At 45.3% G+C, this 20,868-nt stretch carries 12 protein-coding genes; 9 read left to right on the top strand and 3 right to left on the bottom strand.

The genetic code is table 11. The annotated features are described in order from the left end of the window. Positions 1–29 precede the first annotated feature (29 nt). The 6 genes from M1L52_RS07730 to M1L52_RS07705 all read left to right on the top strand — a co-directional run bounded on the left by M1L52_RS07730 (position 30) and on the right by M1L52_RS07705 (position 10,992). On the top strand, positions 30–1,448 hold the full coding sequence (locus M1L52_RS07730; protein ID WP_248614351.1) for a tetratricopeptide repeat protein: 1,419 nt from the start codon (positions 30–32) through the stop codon (positions 1,446–1,448). Continuing rightward, positions 1,445–2,059 (top strand): DedA family protein, encoded by a 615-nt coding sequence (locus tag M1L52_RS07725; RefSeq protein WP_248614350.1) that lies wholly within the window; start codon positions 1,445–1,447, stop codon positions 2,057–2,059. The genes M1L52_RS07730 and M1L52_RS07725 overlap by 4 nt, the downstream gene beginning before the upstream one ends. 79 nt (positions 2,060–2,138) lie before the next feature. Further along, positions 2,139–5,558, top strand: coding sequence for a DUF2723 domain-containing protein (locus tag M1L52_RS07720; RefSeq protein WP_248614349.1), 3,420 nt, complete (start codon positions 2,139–2,141; stop codon positions 5,556–5,558). A gap of 12 nt (positions 5,559–5,570) precedes the next feature. Beyond that, on the top strand, positions 5,571–6,185 hold the full coding sequence (locus M1L52_RS07715) for a polysaccharide deacetylase family protein (protein WP_248614348.1): 615 nt from the start codon (positions 5,571–5,573) through the stop codon (positions 6,183–6,185). A 303-nt stretch (positions 6,186–6,488) separates the two neighbouring features. Further along, complete coding sequence (locus M1L52_RS07710; protein WP_248614347.1) at positions 6,489–10,775, top strand: hypothetical protein; 4,287 nt, start codon at positions 6,489–6,491, stop codon at positions 10,773–10,775. A 31-nt stretch (positions 10,776–10,806) separates the two neighbouring features. Next, complete coding sequence (locus M1L52_RS07705; protein WP_248614346.1) at positions 10,807–10,992, top strand: hypothetical protein; 186 nt, start codon at positions 10,807–10,809, stop codon at positions 10,990–10,992. A gap of 1,192 nt (positions 10,993–12,184) precedes the next feature. Here the strand turns inward: M1L52_RS07705 and M1L52_RS07700 are convergent. Next, positions 12,185–13,225 (bottom strand): IS110 family transposase, encoded by a 1,041-nt coding sequence (locus tag M1L52_RS07700; RefSeq protein ID WP_248613034.1) that lies wholly within the window; start codon positions 13,223–13,225, stop codon positions 12,185–12,187. Between the two features lie 774 nt (positions 13,226–13,999). Between M1L52_RS07700 and tnpA the strand changes: the two genes are divergently transcribed. The 3 genes from tnpA to tnpC all read left to right on the top strand — a co-directional run bounded on the left by tnpA (position 14,000) and on the right by tnpC (position 16,387). Continuing rightward, the gene (tnpA, locus tag M1L52_RS07695; protein ID WP_248614201.1) at positions 14,000–14,320 is read left to right on the top strand and encodes an IS66 family insertion sequence element accessory protein TnpA; all 321 of its coding nucleotides are present in this window, start codon (positions 14,000–14,002) and stop codon (positions 14,318–14,320) included. A gap of 7 nt (positions 14,321–14,327) precedes the next feature. Then, positions 14,328–14,675 carry an IS66 family insertion sequence element accessory protein TnpB gene (tnpB, locus tag M1L52_RS07690; RefSeq protein ID WP_248614202.1) on the top strand — a complete coding sequence of 116 codons (348 nt, stop codon included), beginning with the start codon at positions 14,328–14,330 and terminating at the stop codon, positions 14,673–14,675. Between the two features lie 110 nt (positions 14,676–14,785). Beyond that, positions 14,786–16,387 carry an IS66 family transposase gene (gene tnpC, locus M1L52_RS07685; RefSeq protein ID WP_248614203.1) on the top strand — a complete coding sequence of 534 codons (1,602 nt, stop codon included), beginning with the start codon at positions 14,786–14,788 and terminating at the stop codon, positions 16,385–16,387. A gap of 232 nt (positions 16,388–16,619) precedes the next feature. Here tnpC and M1L52_RS07680 read toward each other — a convergent pair whose 3' ends face one another. Both M1L52_RS07680 and M1L52_RS07675 read right to left on the bottom strand, forming a co-directional pair. Beyond that, complete coding sequence (locus M1L52_RS07680) at positions 16,620–16,793, bottom strand: hypothetical protein (protein ID WP_248614345.1); 174 nt, start codon at positions 16,791–16,793, stop codon at positions 16,620–16,622. Positions 16,794–16,826: 33 nt separating this feature from the next. Beyond that, the gene (locus tag M1L52_RS07675) at positions 16,827–20,636 is read right to left on the bottom strand and encodes an Ig domain-containing protein (RefSeq protein ID WP_248614344.1); all 3,810 of its coding nucleotides are present in this window, start codon (positions 20,634–20,636) and stop codon (positions 16,827–16,829) included. Positions 20,637–20,868: the final 232 nt, after the last annotated feature.

Raw genomic sequence — 20,868 nt, 5'->3', positions numbered from 1 at the left:
AGGTAAGAAGTGAGAGGTAAGAGGTTAGAATGAAGACTGGCGACGACTATTTTGACAGCAAGGAGTTTCAAGAGCTGCTTGAGACTTACGAGAAAGCCGTGAATGCGGGGCAACCCGTGTTCATGGATGCTGAAGAATTGGCCGAGATTGCCGACTACTACCAGATGCAGGGACATCTGGAAGAAGCAGAGAAAACTATCCAACTGGCTCTCAGTCTGGCTCCAGGAGCAATAGCTCCCCTCACCTACCGCATCCACGAAGCATTATATAACGGTGACACCAAGGCTGCATGGGACTACCTCGGACAGATTATTGAGACCGACGAACCCGATTACATCTACGACCGAGGGGAGATAATGATTGTCGAAGGGCGCATAGACGAGGCCGACAGCTACTTCCGCGAAGAGCTGAAAAATGTTCCTCAGGAAGAGTATCAGGACTATGTCATCGACGTTGCCAGCATCTACTCAGACTACAACTTCAGCGACAAGGCCATGGAATGGATGACGCTTGCAAAGCAAGAGGAAAGTCCTGACTTCAAGGAGCTGATGGCTCGCACGCTCTTCGGACTGGGCAAATACAAGGCATCGGAGAAGCTTTTCAACGAACTCATAGACACCGACCCATTTCAGAAACGCTATTGGAACGCTTTGGCTTCGGCACAGTTCATGAACGAAGACTACTCCAGCGCAATAGAAAGCAGCGAATATGCCATTGCCATTGACCCCGAAGATCCCGATGGAATCATAGCAAAAGCGCACGGACTGTTCAGGCTGAACAACTACGAGAAAGCTATTGAATACTATGACCGATACCTCGAGCGAGTTCCAGATGACATTTATGTCATGTTAAACAAAAGTTCTTGCTACCTGAGTCTCAGTAATGACGAGAAGGCTATAGAAACACTTCTCCATGCACTGGAGACTGCTGGCGAAGACTCACCTTATCTTACAGACATATACCAAGAACTGGCATTTGTCTATAGCGACAGAGGAGAGACCGACCTGGCTCTCGACTATCTGAACAAGACCGACGTGCTCGACTGCGACCATGTCCAGATAAAGGTTATCAAAGGGCACGTCCTGCTCGCTGGCGACCGTCTGGAAGAGGCACAGAAGATGTTTCGTAAAGCTGTTCTGGAAAGCAACGGCTCCACCCCTATCCTACTGCGCATAATCGTTTCACTTTACGACAATAAATACATTGAAGGAGCATATCACATGCTGCAGAAGTTTTTCTCAATAGTCGATGAGAAAAACAATGAAGGCTATGCCTACATGGCATTATGCTGTCACGACTTGAAACGAGACGAGGAATTCATGCGTTATCTGAAGATGGCATGTGAGAAGAACACTGCTGAATGCCGCATGGTGCTAGCACACCTATTTCCAGAGGATGTCAAGCCCGAAGATTATTATAATTATCTAAAAACAGAAATGAAGAAATGAACTGGATATCAACCCTTTTAGGGAACCTGAACTACGGAACAATACTCCTATTGATGCTATTGGAGAGCACTGTAATACCTGTTCCTTCAGAACTCGTCGTTGCTCCTGCCGCCTATCACGCAGCAAGCGGCAACCTCAACGTATTCTTAGTGGTGCTCTTTGCCACCATAGGTGCAGACCTCGGCGCTTCAATAAACTATTTCGTAGCACTCTACGTTGGACGACCGGTGATTTACAAATTCGCTAACAGCCGATGGGGAAAGATGTGCCTGCTCAACCAGGAGAAGGTGGAGAAGAGTGAACGCTACTTCGACGACCACGGTATCGTGGCAACGCTGACAGGCCGACTGATACCAGGAATACGTCACCTCATCTCACTGCCTGCAGGACTGGCACGCATGAACTACTGGAAGTTCCTGCTATATACCACAATAGGCGCCGGATGCTGGCACGCCATTCTCGCTGCCATGGGATGGTATCTGCACTCAATAGTGCCTGAAGACCAGCTCGAGCAGACCATTACACAATATAACCACTACATAGTCGGCGCAATACTTGGAATAGTCGCCATCGGCATTGCATGGGTGGTCGTAAAGCACAAAATGCGTTAATCTACCATAAAATAATTTGTCACTTCGGCATATTTTCTTACTTTTGCATCTGTTTTAACGTTAAAAGCTCAATTCTTAAATGAAACAGTATCGTCTCGTGGACAACGTGGTCGGATGGCTGACATTCTTTGTTGCAGCCTTCGTCTATTGTTCCACCATCGAACCGACAGCATCATTCTGGGACTGTCCGGAGTTTATCACAACAGGCTATAGACTCGAAGTTGGTCACCCACCCGGCGCACCATTCTTCATGCTTACGGCAAACCTCTTCTCACAATTTGCAAGCGATGCTACACAGGTGGCTTATTGGGTAAACACAATGAGTGCGCTGCTGTCAGCTACGTGTATTCTGTTCCTGTTCTGGACTATCACGCACCTGACACGCCGTCTGCTCATAGACCGTTGGGAAGAACTAACAATAGCGAAGACCATTGCCATAGAAGCCAGCGGACTCGTGGGAGCGCTCATCTATACCTTCAGTGACACCTTCTGGTTCTCGGCTGTTGAGGGTGAGGTATATGCATACTCATCAGCATTCACAGCAGTTGTATTCTGGCTTATACTGAAATGGGAAGACCACGCCGACGAGCCCCACAGCGACCGTTGGCTGGTGCTCATCATGTATATGACAGGCCTGTCCATAGGCGTACACTTGCTTAACCTGCTCTGTCTGCCGGCCATAGTGCTCGTATATTATTACAAGCGCTTCCCCAACGCAAACTGGAAGGGCTCATGCATCGCGCTGCTGATTTCGTTCGCCCTCGTGGCTCTCGTGCTCTACGGTGTTGTGCCTGGCATCATCACTGTAGGCGGATGGTTCGAGCTGTTCTTCGTAAACACTCTCGGCATGCCGTTCAACACTGGCGAATACATCTACATACTGCTGCTTGTAAGTGCTGTTATCTGGGCTGTCTATGAGACTCAGAGAGATGTGCCCACAAACGACAATGGCATACCCGCCAACTGGTTGCGTCAGAACATTGCATACATGCTTTCAGTAGGTATGCTCGGCATTCCGTTCTATGGCTACGGATGGTCTGCAGTAATCATAGGAGTTATTGTACTGGCACTTCTGTGGTTCGTACTTACAAGAATATACCAGAAGGCTCCACTGGTGAGCACACGTTTCAAGAACACCACCCTGCTCTGCATGCTAATGCTGATGATTGGCTATTCCACGTATGCAGTCATCGTGATACGTTCATCGGCCAACCCGCCAATGGACCAGAACTCACCTGAGGACATCTTCACACTTGGCGACTATCTCGGTCGTGACCAGTATGGTCAGCGTCCGCTGCTCTACGGTCAGGCATACACATCACAGGTGGCCCTCGAAAAGGAAGGCGGCTACTGCAAGCCGGTAATGTCAAAGGGCAAGCCAGTATGGCAGCGCAAGGAGAAGGCGTCAGAAAACGAGAAGGACTCATACTTCCTGCTGCGCACGAAGGACGAGTATGTATATGCTCAGAACATGTTCTTCCCACGTATTTGGAGCTCTTCGCACAAACAGTACTATGAGAGCTGGATGGGCGGAAGCATCAATGGTTCTGAACAGCCTTACGACCGTTGCGGCGAAACCATAATGGTGAAAGTACCAAACCAGATAGAGAACATGAAGTTCTTCATCTCATACCAGTGCAACTGGATGTACTGGCGCTACTTCCTCTGGAACTTTGCCGGTCGTCAGAACGACATCCAGGGACATGGTGAAGCCGAACACGGCAACTGGATAACAGGTATTTCTGCCTTTGACAACATGCGTCTGGGCAATCAGGATATGCTGCCCGACGAGCTAAAGGAGAACAAGGGACACAACGTGTTCTACTGCATGCCGCTTATCCTTGGCCTTATAGGTCTGTTCTGGCAGGCAACACGTCGCGGACAGAAAGGCGCAAAGCAGTTCTGGGTAGTATTCTTCCTGTTCTTCATGACAGGTCTGGCCATCGTCATCTACCTGAACCAGACTCCTATGCAGCCTCGTGAGCGCGACTATGCCTATGCAGGTTCGTTCTATGCCTTCGCCATCTGGTGCGGCATGGGCGTTGCGGCTCTCATTGCCCTGTTCGACAAGCTCTTCAAGAAACCATCAGCAATCACTGCTGCAATAGTATCACTTATCTGTCTCATAGTGCCTATTCAGATGGCATCACAGACATGGGACGATCACGATCGTTCAGGCCGTTACACCTGCCGTGACTTTGGACAGAACTACCTGATGACGCTACAGCAGACCAATCCTGATGGCAAGCCCAGCTACCCAATCATCTTCACAAATGGTGACAACGACACCTTCCCATTGTGGTATAACCAGGATACAGAGGGAGTACGCACTGACGCACGCGTTTGTAACCTCAGTTACTTGCAGACCGACTGGTACATTGACCAGATGGTGCGTCCTGCCTACGACTCTCCTTCGTTGCCTATCACATGGAAGCGTCTGGAGTACTGCTCAGGTACCAACGAGTATGTGCCCGTTGAGCCAGAGATGAAACAGCAACTGCTTGAAGCCTACGCCAAGTATCCTGAGCAGGCAAAGAAGCTTTATGGTGACGAGCCGTTTGAACTGAAGAACATCCTTAAGTACTGGGTACGTCCATTCAACTCAGACAACCACTTCATCCCAACAGACACAGTTTATGTTACAATAGACAAGGAAGCTGTACGCCGTAGCGGCATGAAGCTGCAGGGTGACTCTATCCCCGACCGCATGGTCATCTCACTCAAGGGCAAGAGCGCTCTCTACAAGGGCGACCTGATGATGCTTGAGATGATTGCTAACGCAAACTGGGAGCGTCCTATCTATGTGGCAACAACAGTAGGCGCTGAGAACTATATGAACCTTGGCGAGAACTTCGTACAGGAGGGTCTTGCCAACCGCATAACGCCATTCACCACTAATCGCGACGGACGCATAGTTCCAGGTATGACAAACTTCGATACCGACAAGACCTATGACAACGTGATGAACCGTTTCAAGTTCGGTGGAGCCAATACACCTGGCATCTACTTCGACGAGACAGTGATGCGAATGTGTTACACTCACCGTCGCCTGATGTCACAGCTCGCGCTTCGCCTCACACAGGAGGCACAATATGAGCGAATGATAGGCAACGACTCTATTGCTGCAGAGAAGATGAAGAAGGCTTCTCTCGTGCTCGAGAGAGTCGAAAAAGAGTTCCCACAGGCAAACGTTCCTCACGACTACCAGAGCGGCTCAATGGATATCGTCCGTTCACTCATAGCCGTTGGCAACAACGACAAAGCGAAAGAGCTGATTGGCATTCTTTGGAAGAAGTCGGAACAGTACTTCAAATACTACTGTTCACAGGCTCCGGCACAGTTCGTTGCCTCACAGCGCGACTGCGTCTATCACCTGTACCTCATGAGCACCCTCTCTGAGCAGGCTGCCGCTATAGACAAGAAGCTTGGTGAGGATTACGACAAGCAGCTCCTTGAGTTTGAGAGCATATACAGAGGAAGAGGCGGTAATTTCCAATAGTATTTAGCCCATATGATAATTGAACAACCCGCCATCTACTTGAGATGGATATATCCGAAGGCCTATTGGCGAATGGACAGAAACGACCACTCGGTCTATCTGACATTCGACGATGGGCCTATACCCGAATCGACACCATTCATCCTTGACACGCTGCTAGAGTTTGGCATCAAGGCAACATTCTTCATGGTGGGCGACAACGTAAGGAAATATCCTGAGTTGTATGAGCGGATTGTCAAGGAAGGTCATCAGGTGGGCAACCACACTCACAACCACATCAGCGGATTCCGCCACTCGCTTCATGAGTACAGCTACAACGTGGAGAAAGCCAACGCCTACATCCACAGCCACCTGTTCCGTCCGCCTCACGGATGGATTCGTCCTGTGCAGTATGCGCTGCTGACACGTAAGAGATACAAGATGGTGATGTGGGATCTCGTCACTCGCGACTATTCAAAATGGATAACCGCAGAGGATGTGGTCAACAATGTGAAGCGCTATGCCCGCAATGGTTCAATCATAACGTTCCACGACTCGCTGAAGTCCATCGAGAAACTTAAGACAGCCTTACCCGAAAGTATTAAGTGGCTCAAGGAGCAAGGCTACCAGTTCAAAATCTTCAAGTAGAAACGGTTTTTTGTCTGTTTCTTGAAGATTTTGAACTGTTTTTTTAAGAATCTTCTTCCTTTGATAATGTGCATATCAAGATGATATTTCAGTTAAATTCTCATTAATTACAGGTTAATAATATTTAATTTAAGAAAATTAACCTAAAACACCTATTTGCTTTTATTACTTTTTCCCCTTTTCTTCATATCTTTACAACCTGTTACGTGCGCATGTGTACAAAATATGCAATCAAAGCCCAATTTGGGAGTAATTATTAAAATTCAATATATAACATTCTTTACTAACTAAATTTTTGGTTTTATGAGAAGACTAAAACTATTATTCGCAGCTGCCGCGCTCATGTTGGGCGTGGGAAGTGCAAGTGCACAAGGCACATGGACAGCTCCTGTAGTGCCGGGTGGAGACCCTGCCACACTGGCATCGAACTCTACAGTGCTCTACATCTACAATGTGAAAGCAGACGCTTTCGTGAACTACGGTATGAACTGGGCAACAAACGCCATTGCTTCTGGTCTGTTATCAGGTGACCAGACAGCCTCTAGCAGACATCGTGCAACTTTGGTTGCCGCTGATGGTAAATACAAGCTTGTTTTGTCAGATAAATCAGACAAAAGTATTTTCTGCGGAGGAGGCGAGACTAACGATGTTTGGACAGACAACACTTATAACAACCTGTGGACTATTGCGGAAACATCATCGACAAATGTCTATGAGCTTTACAATTCTGCCCATGAGGGTCTTAAACTTGACGTCTCATACTTATATGGCGGTCATCTGACTTTTGCCAATGGTGCAGGAAATACTGAATGGGCTTTCATTCCCGAAACTTCAGTAACCGATGGCAGCTATGCCAAGTACAAAGAGAAAAAGGACATGTACGCCATCTATCAGGAGTTGGCTTCAACAAGCAAGACTTCTACATACGCATCTGCTCTTGAGACAGCCAACGCAGTCTATGCCAATGCATCTGCAACAGTTGCCGATTTACGTGCCGCCACACGTGCCCTTCTGATTGCCGTGGCCGATGGCATTGAGAATCCGGTTCCTGCTTCTTCGCTGTTCACAAATGCCAATATGGTGGGCAACTGGACAACGGACGGATGGAATGTTTCATCTGCACCGACAAAGCGTGATGCCGATTTGGAAAAATTCCATTCTGCTAACTATAGTGTGAACCAGTCAAAGGATGATGTCCCCAACGGACTTTATGACATTATTTTCCGTGGATTATATCGTCAGGATGGTTCAGGACCAGCACCTACATTGACAGCAACGGGTGCATCGGCTGTTTCTGCTAATGTGCCTAATATGAAAGATTTGGCTTCTGCTTGGGGATGCTCTAATGGTGGTTGGGTTTCACCTGGCATTCCTAACGATATGCTCACATGTAGCCAGGCTCTGACATACGAAGGAGCTCGTGCATATTTGAATAATGTGCGCGTTACGGGTAATAGCCTCGCTATTAACATGACAATGACTGATGGCAGTCAGTGGCTTAACTTCTATGGCTTTGAAATCATTTACAATGGTGCACTGAATGTTGCTTTATACAAGAAAGTTGTTGCTGCCAAAGCTGAAGCAGAGGGAATGGTATCATCTCCAATGAACGCAACCGTATTGTCAAATTTGCAAGCAGCTATAAGCGCTGCTAATGGAGTTACATCAAACTCGTCAGAGGAAGCTCTTAACACAGTATTAGATGCTTTGAATGTAGCTAATGATAACGCAGAGGCTTCAATTGCTGTTTATTCTGCCATCAATTCTGCCATCAGCAACTATGCAACCAAGGCTAATGCTTTGGACGCTTCTGGTCAGGCAGCATACGATGCTTCTGCCATTCAGTCAAAATATAACAATGGAACATACGCTACGCTTTCTGAAGCCGAGAGCGACCTCGCTGCCGCTTTTACAGCTGCAGTGAAGGCTCAGACCACTGAGGGAAGTGACTGGACAGCACTCATTATTAATCCCAGCTTTGAAAATAATTTCACTGGTTGGACTAATAACGGCATGGCGCTACAGAACAACACATCCTTTGGCAAGGATGGATCATATTATTGTGAGGCATGGCAACCCAACGGGACAAAGAGCGTAAAGCAGACCATTACCCTACCTGCTGGCGTATATTCCATCAGTGCAAAATCTAAGGCTCGTGGTGTGACCTCTGCAAAGATTTTTGCTAACGGCATTGAGACATCTATCACTGTTTCAGATACTGAAAACACCTATAACGTGCAATTCGCCTGTGACAATAATGCTGAGGTTGAATTAGGTTTCGAAGGTGTGGGTACAGGTGCTGGTAACAGTTGGCTGTGCGTGGACAACTTCCATATGACACTTGTTAGTGCCGGTCTGCCTGATGTTGTCGCAGTTGAAGGAAAGATGAATGCTGATGTAGCTTCTGCTCAGACTGAAGCCATCAACACCTATAACAACAACAAGACCATCGCCAACTACAATGCTGCTCAAGCAGCTATCGCCAACGCTCAGACTTCTATTGAAGCCTACACAAGAGCTTTGTCAGCCATTGAATCAGCTAATGCTTTGAAGGAAGCTCACAATTTTGCGTCTGCCGCTGCTACAACGACATTCGCCGAGGCTATCGCTGCCATACAGGCTGGCTACGACGAGTGTACACTTACCAACGATCAAGCCATTGCTGCACTTGCCACCCTCGGTCTTACTGTTACCGGATGGCACGCTGGTAACGACAGCCCCGCAGCAGTATATATGCGTGATGGCTTCTCTTTGGGCAATTTCGACAAAGCCCTCTATATCAACACATGGTCTATTGAAGGTGCTGGCGATGGCTCAAATTTCGTAGTACCTTTCTATGAATATTGGACTTCTGATGCCAACAGCCTTAGCAACAATACATGGACTGGTACGCTCAACGATATACCTAACGGTCTATACACAATCTCTGCTTGGGTGCGCGTACGTGCTAAGAATGAAACCGCAGCTACCGACGCAACAGGTATCACCATGGATGTAAATGGTGGTGGCGAAGGTGATTATGCAGCCGTTGACGTAACAGAAGGCGCTCAGATTGGCACGACCCAGTTCACTATCGGAACATTCACCGCACAAGGTATTGTAAATCGTGGTAAGTTGACACTTAACTTCAATATCTCCGATGCAAATATCAGCTGGCTCAGCATCAAGAACATCAAGTACACCAAAGTTCGCGACTTGACTCCTGAGGAGGCATTAATTATAGCTACTGACGAAGACTATGCTGCCCTGAACTTAGCTATAAACAATGCTGAAGGTAAAACATTGGGCTTTGAAGTTAATGAATATGCTCCTTATAACAACACCGCTGCAATTGCTCTGCTTGCTGCCGCAAAGGCCATTAACCAAAACGTAGAAAATGTTCAGAAAGATGTACAAGCAGCTACAACTGCACTGAACGATGCCACTTGGACAGTCAACACAGAAGAGCTGAATGCCTTCTATGATGGTGACTTCAGCGAGTGTGCCGAAGACAACACATCTCCTCTTGATTATACTCCTGCAGGCTGGACTCCAAGTGGAAATATGCGTGTAATGTTGAAGAACACTGAAACCTATCCTGGACTTGTTGATGCTTCTGCAAAATCAGCAATGATGTCATGGAGCGGTGGCATCACCTATGGTGAGACAACTGGATACACCATGCCATTGAAAGCAAATACCATTTACAAACTGACATTTAAAGCTGCAGGTTGGAACGATGAGACTCGTAGTGGCATTACCGTTTCTGTTCTGAATACTGAAGACGGTATGGCAGCTCAAAATCTTGGAACTCCAGACCGTGACATCAAGGCTGCTCAGACATGGAATACTGCAGGTATGACATCGTATGAGGTGCTCTTCGTTACAGGTGCAGCAGGAAACTATGTCTTCCATGTACAGAGCGGAAACAATATGGTGCTGACAGATTTCGAAATCAAGAAGGCAGCTTCTCAGGTGCTTGAATTTGCCGACGGTTCAGTTCCCACCTATGCTCCTGGCACATATCCTACAGTAAAGATTTCTCGCACACTGACTGGCGACAAGTGGGCCACAGCTATCTATCCGTTTGCATTGAGCGATGAGGATGTAGATATAGTAGTACTCGATGATTATTTTGTGGACGATGATGAAGTACGCTTCGAGCCTGCCGACAACAGTGTGGATAACAAGCCATTCCTTATGAGGTCTCACGATACAATAGATGAGATTGTACTGAAGAATGTAGTTGTGGCTGCAGCCGTAGCCGACAACGATGTCAAAGACGTGCTCTCATTTATAGGTGTATATAAAGAAACCGAAGTTGGCCGAGGCGAAAATGTCAAGAATTTCGTACTGAAGGATAATACAATTTATCGCGTAGGCGATAATGCAGCTACTATCAATCCTTATCGTGCTTACTTCCAGGTAGATCAGCCTGGTGAAGAGGCTCGTCTCAAGTTCTTCATCAATGGTCAGCAGACCACTGACATTGAAGGCTTGAAAGCAGAAAAGAGCCTTAACGGTGTTATCTACAACCTGAACGGTCAGCGCGTAGAGAAGGCTAACAAAGGACTGTACATCTCGAACGGCAAGAAGGTCGTGTTGAAATAATCGCGATGTATTAATATTTATGATTAAAAAAATGAAAGATATGAAAAGATACATCAAACCAACAATAGAAGAGATGGGTGTAGACATGTTATCTCTGTTGAGAAGCTCAATAAAAACTGTTGATGGAGTCGACATTACGGTTTCAGACGATGAATTCGTAGGCGGCTCTGCCGATTCTCGTAGTGAAAGAATCTGGGGTGACGATGAGTTGGAATAACAGTTATTCTCTGAACTGAAAAGTCCACTATAGACCGGGCCCGACATCGCAATGATGCCGGGCCCGATTTTTCTTCTTTGAAAGAGTTCTTCGGCTCAAAAGTAAAATCCTGTGTTTGCTTACTGATGAAAAAAACTGAAACAACACTTTTCGATGTTTGTGGCTCCTGCAGAGCTCCTGTGCTAAGTTCTATGACTTTTTCTTTAAGAGGCAAGCTCTTACGCCAAAGTCATAGCACTTAGCACATAACTTCGTTATTACAAACATCAAAAAGAAAAAACATCGGCTTTTCAAGCCTAAAAAACCGTTGCACATTAATAGACTTAAACATTTATTTCAAACTAGAACATGTACTAATTTCTGTTTTTTAGATTGTGATAACAATCGGTGTTTTTGCTCACTTCAGTATGTGATGTCTCTGTAAGAGACCAAGATGGGAGGTAGATATTTTTATCTGGGTGCTTGCACACAAGGAAAAAATATATGCCTCTCATCTTGTAAGGACTGAAAGTCCGACACATACTGAAGTGAGGATTTTTCTGATTTTTGTTAAAAACTAAACACAGAGTTTTACAGGTGAGCCAATATTTCTATGCAGAACGACTTGAAAACTATGCATCGTAGATGCAACGAATTAAACGAATTGGCTGGCTCAGCAAGGAATCGCCAGCGATTCCTATTCGTGTGATTTGTTATAAATTCGGTTATTGTGTGCAGCAATAAATTCGTTCAATTGACTTTCCCTTCGGCCGTCGAGCTAAACCTTCGTGTAATTCGTGGTTAAAAAACAATTTGAGAAACTTGAATTAATAATTTCAACTTCCGAAGCTGAGTAGTTCTGCCTATCTTGTAATCCGCTATTGGAAGTTTTGTAATCCAGTTCTGAGTAAGCTGAAAACCAAACTCGTCGAGTTTGGTGACCAAAGTCGACGAGTTTGGTCACCAAAGTCGTCGACTTTGTAAGATAGTACAGTCAAAACCACATCGCAACTTTGTTTCCACTATGTTACAATTCAGTCTAATAGGAGGGTGTGTCAAAACACAAGATTTAATTAAAAACAACGGATTTCACGGATTTTACGGATTTAAGCCCTACTGATAATCAGTAACTTAGAAAATCCGTTTAATCCGCATTCTATGTTAAATTCCTAATATTTTTTCTGTTTTAACTATATTTTTAACACTCCCGACTTCATGCAGCCTCAAGCGCTGCATGATAGTCATAATCTGGGTTGTATTTTTCTCCATTCCTTACCATAGCCGTAATGACATGTAATAGTTTGTTTTTTACGTTATTCACGGCAACGGGCTTCTTCTTGCCAACTTCGACAAGCCTATGGTAGTATATGGCCATCTGAGGACAAAAGTGGATGGATGCCAATGCAGCCTGTGTGAGCAGTGCCTTGATGAGCTTGTTTGCAAATGGGCTTACATGTGGCGGCGTGTTTACACTTGTGCCAGACTGTCGGCCAAAGGGTGCTACTCCGTAGTAGCAGGCTATCTTTCGAGAATCGAAGTCAAAGCGGCTGAAGTTGTCTGTATAGACCATCAGGCAAACGGCGTTCTGTGTGCCTACTCCAGGAACAGAAGTGATGATCTCGAAGTTCCTGCGCAGCTCCTCATCCTCACTTATAATCTTTTCTATTCTCATATCGCATTCTGCTATTTTCTTGTTAAACTCACTGATGAGATGTTTGCTGCTCATAGCCATGAAACGGCTGATGTCGGACTTCTCCTGTGTCTGTTTCTTCTCACCCTTGCGCACTGTCATACTCGCCTTTAGTTTGACCAGATTATGCCTATAGAGAAATACTTCACGAAGACGCTCCAGATTCTTGTCCAGAGGCTTGTACAGGCGCATCTGGTCGTAGTTGCGCATGGCATACTCTGCAATAATGCCTGCATCGGCCTTGTCGCTTTTCGTACGCTGCAGGGCAGAGCTGCGCTTGATGCTCAGGGCATTTTCCAACCACATGTCATAACCACTTCCGTAGAGATAGTTGCATAGTGCCCTGCTGTAACCGCCAGTGTTCTCTCCGCAGAACAGCCAGAGTCCAGTGTCCTGCTCGTCCACAACGGACTTCACCCATCTAAGCAGGCGACGGAAACCACTCACCTTATTGTCAAACACCTCGTGCTGTCTCTCTGCACGTTCCTCGACTCCCTCGGCCTTTATGACCGTTGCATCAAACTTTTCTTTGGAGAAATCGATGCCGATAAAGATTTTTTTCATACCTTTGTATCGTTTTATAGGAATCGGCATAGTTGCATTGACTCTACACTCTAAATAGGCTCGAAGCCGTTATCATTCTATCAGAGCTTGCAACGTGGCTGGGAGGACTGATACAGATCATGGGCTTGTCCCTGTGAAATCCAGAGTTTCCCTCTCCAGCAGGCCGGTTCCTCCTTCTTACAACAAAGGTAGGGAACCTGACCTTACTAAGCAAGATTTATACAATATTTTTCTTAGACGCTGCAAACTTAGAGTGAAATCCGTTGTGGTTAATAATGACACGTCCTCAGATAGTAATCCCTCCCAGTGTTTATTGTTTGACAAAAACCTGAAACTGTTATCGTTAAGATTATTTTTTATGTTTTTGCCATTAAAGAGATTAGATCCCTGAAAGGGTAACGGAATTAGTGGAAAACTTATCTGACTGAACTTTCGGATGTGTTTTTTATTGATCAAGAATTAGAGAATTAGAGAATTTTCTAGCTTTTGCAAAGCAAAAGACATTCTATTTATTCTCATCAATTCATAAGACAGCGTATTGCATATTGAGAAAAATTCTCCAATTCTCTAATTCTTGATAGAAATAAATTACTGACAGACAACAAGTTGTTTACATCCGAAACTTGAATTAAAGTTCTTTACGAGCAAAGTTAAACTTCTTTACGAGCAAAGTTAAACTTCTGTAAGCATTCGTTGAAATACACGTTGTAGCAGTTGTAGTTTGATAGTACCTTTGCAGTCGCAATAGTGCACCGAACTACAACTGTTATTTTTATGACTAAGGAAGAATTTGAAGTGCTGCAGTTAGACCTACAGCAGAGTGGTAAGCCACTGATGAGTTACTTGAAAGAGTCTGGTATCAATTACTCTACCTATACCTACTGGCGCAGGAAAGCTGATTCAGAGAAGAAGCCGCAGCTACCAATAGCTCCTATCAGTTTCTCCCAACATGCCGACCCTGTATTTTCCGGTTCTGTGCCCACTGGTGCCACTCTCTTGTTTCCCAATGGTCTTCGTGCCCACTTCGGCAGTGGCACGGAGGATGTGCTACGCGATCTGTTGGACAAAAGCCTTGTGAACCATGTTCTGCCTTAACGATACAATGCGCTACTATCTGTGCCCGGGAAGAACTGATATGCGTAAAGGCATCAGCTCTCTCTGCGGTGTTGTGCATGAGAAGATGAGAAGTGACGTGCGTAATGGTGACGTATTCATCTTCATCGGCTCAAGTCGTAAGCTGATGAAGTTGCTCCATGCAGAGGATGGCGGTATGGTAATGTACGTCAAGCGTTTGGAGGCAGGGCGCTTCAAGCTGCCTGAGTATGATGAGAATACTCGGAGTTATCAGATGGAGTGGCGCGATCTTGTAGTAATGGTGGAGGGCATACAGGAGTCTCCTGACCAGCGACTCAGGCGCCTTCGCGCACAACGGAGGGAGTATGTGGTATAGACAAAATTTATTACACATATATTACTGATTATTAGTTATTTATAGTACAAAATATTCTTCTTTCTCAGATATTTTTTGTACCTTTGCACTATATTTAAAAGGTACGGACAATGGAAGAAAGAGAAGAGATGTATATGAAAACGATAGAGACGCTCAACGCCTCTATCGCCACATTGTCCGAGAACCATAAGAAGGAGGTGGATTCCCTTAACGAGCGCATCAAGGAACTGACAGCCCAAGTGGCATGGCTTAACCGCCAGCTCTTCGGGCGCAAGTCCGAAAAGCTCCCCATCATCGATCCCAACTACCCGGACCTCTTTGCTAGTATGCTGCCTGAAAATGCACAGCAGATAGCAGATGCCCATGACGAGGCTGTGGAGAAGATCACGAAGACCAAGGAGGAGCGCCGTCAGGACAGGAAGAACCGTATCATGATGGAGGATCTTCCTGTACTGGAACAGGTAATACTCACACCGGATAATCTCGACACGAATCTCTATAAGAAGATTGGCCAGGAGGTGACACGTATCGTGGAGCACAAACCTGGCCAGCTGTATATCAAGGAGATCATCCGCGAGAAGTGGGGTCTGAAGGATAATACCGCTACTGCGCCAAAAGGAATGAGTGGAGTGCTGATAGCCCCAATGCCCCTTCTGCCTATCTACAAGGGCATAGCCGGTGCCAGCCTGCTGGCAGAGATCCTGCTTCAGAAATATGAGTACCACATGCCTTACTACCGTCAGATTAAACAGTACAGTCATCTTGGCATGAAGGGTCTTACGGAAAGTACTATGGACGGTTGGTTCAAGCAGACGATGGAATTGCTCAGGCCACTTTATGAAGTGCTCAAGGCAGAGGTGATGAAAGCCGACTATGTACAGGCAGATGAGACCACCACGCCAGTGATGAACAAGGATACCCACAGGGCAGCGAAGGAATATCTCTGGATGGTGAGGGCTGTAATCCAGCGGCTGGTGCTCTTCCATTACGACCAGGGCTCCAGGGCAGGAGCAGTGATAGAAGCACTGGCAAACAAATACGATTTTAAGGGATATCTACAATGTGACGGTTTTGTGGGCTATGAGACGGCCTTCAAGACAAATCCTGACGTGTGGCTGGTTAACTGCATGGTACATATCCGTCGCCATTTTGAGCAGGCACTCGATGAGAACCGCCCGATGGCAGAACATGCCCTTACGGAGATACAACATCTCTACAAAATAGAAAACATGTGCGATGGTGCAGGACTGTCACCCGATGAGCGCAAGGCCAAGCGTCAGGAACTCGCCCGTCCCATTATGGAAGCCATGAAACTGTGGATGGAGACCGAGGGGGTGAAGTACAGCGAGAGTTCACTGATAGGCAAGGCCATCACCTATGCCTATACCCGCTGGGACAATATGATGCGCTATCTGGAGGACGGAAGACTCCTGCTTGACAACAATCTTGCGGAGAATGAGATACGTCCCATCACGCTGGGCAGGAAGAACTATCTCTTCTGTGGAAATCACGAGGCTGCACAGAATATGGCTGTCGTCTGCTCACTACTGGCAACATGCAGGAACCATGATGTCAATCCGAGGGATTACCTCAATGACATTATCAGCCAGATGCCATATTGTGCGAAGGCAAAACCAGAGGAACTGATAGAATTACTGCCGCATAAGTGGAAAATGAAGCATCCAGAAGCCATTATGACAAAGAAAGCATGAACAGACACTAACAAATAGCAACAGCAGTTACAAATCGAAAATGATGTAGCTGCTGTTACTGTAATATATAGGTACTACTACCTGTAGTTTATCGAATGCTTACAAACTTCTCTGCTAGCAAAGTTAAACTTCTCTACGAGTAAAGTTAAACATCCATCTAATATATCACAAAAAAGAGGATGAGCTCGTTTCATTTTGAACTCATCCTCTTGCATATTATTTGAATGATCTGTTATTCCTCTTCTGCATCATCGGAAGTCCATAAGCTTTCGCGAGAGTATGTTACATCATCTTGATTATATTCCTCGTGTACAGAATCGCCAGTTTTCACGCTACTTACAAGCATAGCCTGAAGCATGTCAATAGCTGCTGGTTCTATCTTGGGTTCAATATATATCTTTTTCATAATTATCTAGAATTAGAGAATTTGAGAAATTTACTACTTAATCACGATCTTTTTGCCGTTGACTATATACAAGCCATTAACTGGTTTAGCAACGCGACGTCCCTGTAGATCGAAAATGGCTCCCTCGCCTTCGGAGAGGGCTGGGGTGATGTTTCTGATGCCAGTGATTACGCCATCTTCGAAGCTGAAGCCCTGAATACGTGCGCCTGCACTCTTTGGAACAGCCAGATATGCCTTATTTGCTACAACGTCGAAAGCTGCGCCTTCAGCTGCTCCCCAGTAGAAGCCGAGATCTGTCTTGTTATGCATTGTCAGACGATAGAACACACAGTCAGGATCTGCTTCATTCATTGCTGTTGCTGTAATGCCCTCGTTGCCTGTAGCGCGCAGACGGTTGCCGTCACGCATCACAGAAGTGCCATTACCTGCAACGACTGTCAGTGTATGACTGCCAGAAGTGGTCGAGGAAATCATCACACCAGTATTGGCAGGAACGACATCCTCAATACCATAAGCTTGAACATCCAGTTTTCCTGCTTCATCAATACCAATCTCTGATACAGTTATATCAGCTGGAGCAATGAAAGAATACGGAGCGCTGAAAGTTCCATAATAATAACCTTCATTATCTGTGCATGCAGAAGCTATATTTACATCGACAGTCTGCGAACCTGTATCACCATCACGTTCATAAAGGTAAACATCTTTTTGACCCGAAGCATAGCAAGAGAAAACTTCGCTTCCATTATTATAACGCAACCAGTTCCTATCGCCATTAGTAGCCTTTATTGTTGCTATACCATCATTATCAATGCTAATTGTCCACAAACCATAGCCAACATCGTCAAGTTTTTTCTCTGTTTTGAGATAGTTACCAGTTCCTGTTCCACATGCAGCATACAGATAACCTTCTTCCACTTCGTCATAAAGAGTAAAGTAGCCTGTATTTTCATCTACACTAATAAGAATTTCACGAGCACCGGCTTCACTCTCAACACTTGCAGTTGCGTCATTTAACGTTATATCAACCGTTCCGCGATTGTTTGTATTCTGTGAAGCCAGGGCTTTTTTATAACTTTGGTAATTACCTACAATGAGGTAATGCCTACCAGGAACAACTGACGTTGCCAACGTATATGTATTCATGACAACAGGCTTTGCCTGAGAAATAGTGATAAGCTCTGAATATACGTCGTTAGCCTCATCGTCAAGGGCATGAACCTTTAGGTATGCTGTACGAGCAGATTCTGTTGTGTTTTCTGAAATAACGTAATCAAGATTGTGGCTTTTATTAATTTCTGCAACAACCCAGTCGTAGTCAGCAGCATTACCTTCTGCGTCACAGAAGAACACCTCTGATACAACATCTGTGATGTTATTATATGTTACTTCTATAGAGCCGTTTGCACCAGCAGCGGTAGCCTCAATCGAGTTTGTGCTAACATCAACGGAAGGCTCAGTGCTTACAGGACGATCAAGGCTGACGATATAGTTGCCAGAAGCGACTTCCTCAGTGCCATAATAAGTGGTCAAACCGCCAATGATAACCACTTCGTCACCTATCTGCAGGTCATCGGCACTGTTGAAGGTAACATTATTCAGACCTTTGCCTCTATATACCAAAAGCTGATTGTCTGTTGTACCATCGTCAGAGATATAATAACGATAGTTGCTGCCATCGCTCATAATATCCTTAGCATAGAAAGCTGATACAAAACCGTGAATATAAACATTCGATGATGTACCACTAGATGGCGTTGCTTCGATAGCCTGTGCTACAGTGTACGGATTGTTCTCTGTGCCAGGAGCAACGGAAACGGTTACTGTGCAAGTGGCTGTCTTAGTGTTATCTTCAACAGAAGTCACAGTAATGGTGACTTCACCAGCGGCAACGCCTGTTACCACACCATTTGCATCAACGGTAGCAATTGCCTCATCGCTTGAAGTCCAAGTAACATTCTTGTTCGTAGCATTTGCAGGAGATACGGTAGCTGTGAGAATCGTGGTCTCACCAACATTTACAGATGCTGTTGCATCCACGCTAACCCCTGTCACAGCAACGGTTGTAACGGTAACTATGCAAGTTGCTTTCTTATTGTTGTCAGCAACAGAGGTCACAGTAATGGTGGCTTCACCAGCGGCAACGCCTGTTACCACACCATTTGCATCAACGGTGGCAATAGCCTCATCGCTTGAAGTCCAAGTAACGTTCTTGTTCGTAGCATCGTCAGGAGATACGGTAGCCGTGAGTGTCGTGGTCTCACCAACATTCACAGATGCTGTTGCATCCACGCTAACGCCAGTCACAGCAACAGCGGCAGCAACCGTCGTACAGTAGTCGCTATAACTTACACCACAAGTTGACCAAGTAATGTACAGCTTATCCAAATAGAGAGCACTATTATACGAACGAATGCCAACATAAGCATAGTCACCTTCGACTATTAATTCGGTTTGTGACGTAGTTATACTTCCCAATTTTGTGCCTTGATATTTCACATTATAGAGTGAATCTGCTTTGGAATAGGGCGTGTTCTTACCATAGATATCAATCTTACGACCAGCTGCTGTGTTTGAGTTCCACTCCACGACAACCTTGGCAACCTTACCACCAGAAGTGGTGGATACGATACCGCTATTACTACCACTGCTCCTTAACTGAATAGATTTATTGCCTCCCGCGGTATTACCTGCATAGACAGCAGAGGATGTAGCATTCTTGCCAGACCAATCCGTATAGCTTGTGCCAGACACACCTGCCCAATCATAATCTAACTCATCAACAACACTTGAAGAACCACTTTCACTAGCAAATACGGCATAGAATGTAATGTCACTGTTACCCATATTGGCTGAGGTCACAAAGTCTGGAGCATCGTTAGTTGTTCCATCGATAGCTGTGGTCGTCCATCCCACAAAAGTCTTGCCATTAATGTCAGCAGGATCATCAGGGAATGCGATAGCTGCACCTTCTTCATAGTTCTGTGAGGTGGTATCACCATTTACAGAGAATGTGGCTGTATACGTGGGAATAGGAGTACTATCAGTAATATTTAGTGTAAATGTAGTAGAGCCAGCTTCGTAATTATCATCAGCAGCCTGGTTGACAGTAATTGTCTGAGCGCTGGGAGTTACAGCTTTCGGAGTAACGGTGATAGTCTTACTGCTCTCGTTAATGCTAAAGGTAGCATAATCACTTTCAGCAATCGCCACAGCACCTGTGCTTGAAGTCGTATAGTTAATGACCTGAGCAGAAGAGTTGTTGTAAAGATCAAAGTTGAGAGCTATAGGAGCGTCAGTCAAAGCAAGGTCACAGTCCTTAAGGGTGGGTGTATCGCCGCTAGAAACCTGAGTTCCCTTTAATTCAATATCATCCAAACGAACGTTTGATGAACCTGAGCATGTAAACTTTATAGTTATAGAAGTGGTGCTTGTTGTTACACCTTTGAAAGTTGCAGTATGTGTACCGCTAGCCTTTTCTTCAAGACTGCCAGTTAATCCCTCAGTTGTAGTCTCTACCTTAATTTTCTGATTATTAGTTTTGAATGTAAGGGTAAGGTCACCTTCAATATTTTCTAATGGTATTGTAGCAGTAAAAGTTCCATTAGAACTTTTCTGAAGCAACAATTCAGGTGCAGCACCACCAGCCAAATATTCATCATAAATCTTTGTATTAGCACCTCCGCAGCTATAATTATATGTACCACCAGAGGGTATGGCATTGGCAGAATAAGAAGAAAAATCTTCTGACCAAAGCGTAACCTCGTCCGCCCACACGCTCAAACTTCCCACTATCAGGGCCCATAGCAGGAGCATTGTTTTAAGTAACAGTGTTTTCTTCATAATAGCTATTATTTAAAAAATTAATAAATTGTTCAATTATTCACATTATTATCTGAAAAAGAATAACACGGTGCAAAGATAAAACAAAAAATCGGAATTACCAAGTAATTGTCTAACTATCTAATACAAAATAGAATGCGTGCCAATTTTCTTAATATGTTTGATTATATTAAAAACCAAAGCGGAGCTGTATAATCTATGCAGCCCCGCCTAAATATTCCTGTAAGAAAGA

This window comes from Prevotella sp. E13-27, from assembly GCF_023217965.1.
In the GTDB taxonomy this organism is placed as follows: Bacteria; Bacteroidota; Bacteroidia; order Bacteroidales; family Bacteroidaceae; genus Prevotella.
Note: the sequence above shows the minus strand (reverse complement) of the source record. Positions and strands in the feature narration are given on the sequence as shown.

Coding starts and splice junctions, on each gene's coding strand:
- M1L52_RS07730 (WP_248614351.1), top strand. CDS start 30: ATGAAGACTGGCGACGACTATTTTGACAGCAAGGAGTTTCAAGAGCTG.
- M1L52_RS07725 (WP_248614350.1), top strand. CDS start 1,445: ATGAACTGGATATCAACCCTTTTAGGGAACCTGAACTACGGAACAATA.
- M1L52_RS07720 (WP_248614349.1), top strand. CDS start 2,139: ATGAAACAGTATCGTCTCGTGGACAACGTGGTCGGATGGCTGACATTC.
- M1L52_RS07715 (WP_248614348.1), top strand. CDS start 5,571: ATGATAATTGAACAACCCGCCATCTACTTGAGATGGATATATCCGAAG.
- M1L52_RS07710 (WP_248614347.1), top strand. CDS start 6,489: ATGAGAAGACTAAAACTATTATTCGCAGCTGCCGCGCTCATGTTGGGC.
- M1L52_RS07705 (WP_248614346.1), top strand. CDS start 10,807: ATGAAAGATATGAAAAGATACATCAAACCAACAATAGAAGAGATGGGT.
- M1L52_RS07700 (WP_248613034.1), bottom strand. CDS start 13,225: ATGAAAAAAATCTTTATCGGCATCGATTTCTCCAAAGAAAAGTTTGAT.
- tnpA (WP_248614201.1), top strand. CDS start 14,000: ATGACTAAGGAAGAATTTGAAGTGCTGCAGTTAGACCTACAGCAGAGT.
- tnpB (WP_248614202.1), top strand. CDS start 14,328: ATGCGCTACTATCTGTGCCCGGGAAGAACTGATATGCGTAAAGGCATC.
- tnpC (WP_248614203.1), top strand. CDS start 14,786: ATGGAAGAAAGAGAAGAGATGTATATGAAAACGATAGAGACGCTCAAC.
- M1L52_RS07680 (WP_248614345.1), bottom strand. CDS start 16,793: ATGAAAAAGATATATATTGAACCCAAGATAGAACCAGCAGCTATTGAC.
- M1L52_RS07675 (WP_248614344.1), bottom strand. CDS start 20,636: ATGAAGAAAACACTGTTACTTAAAACAATGCTCCTGCTATGGGCCCTG.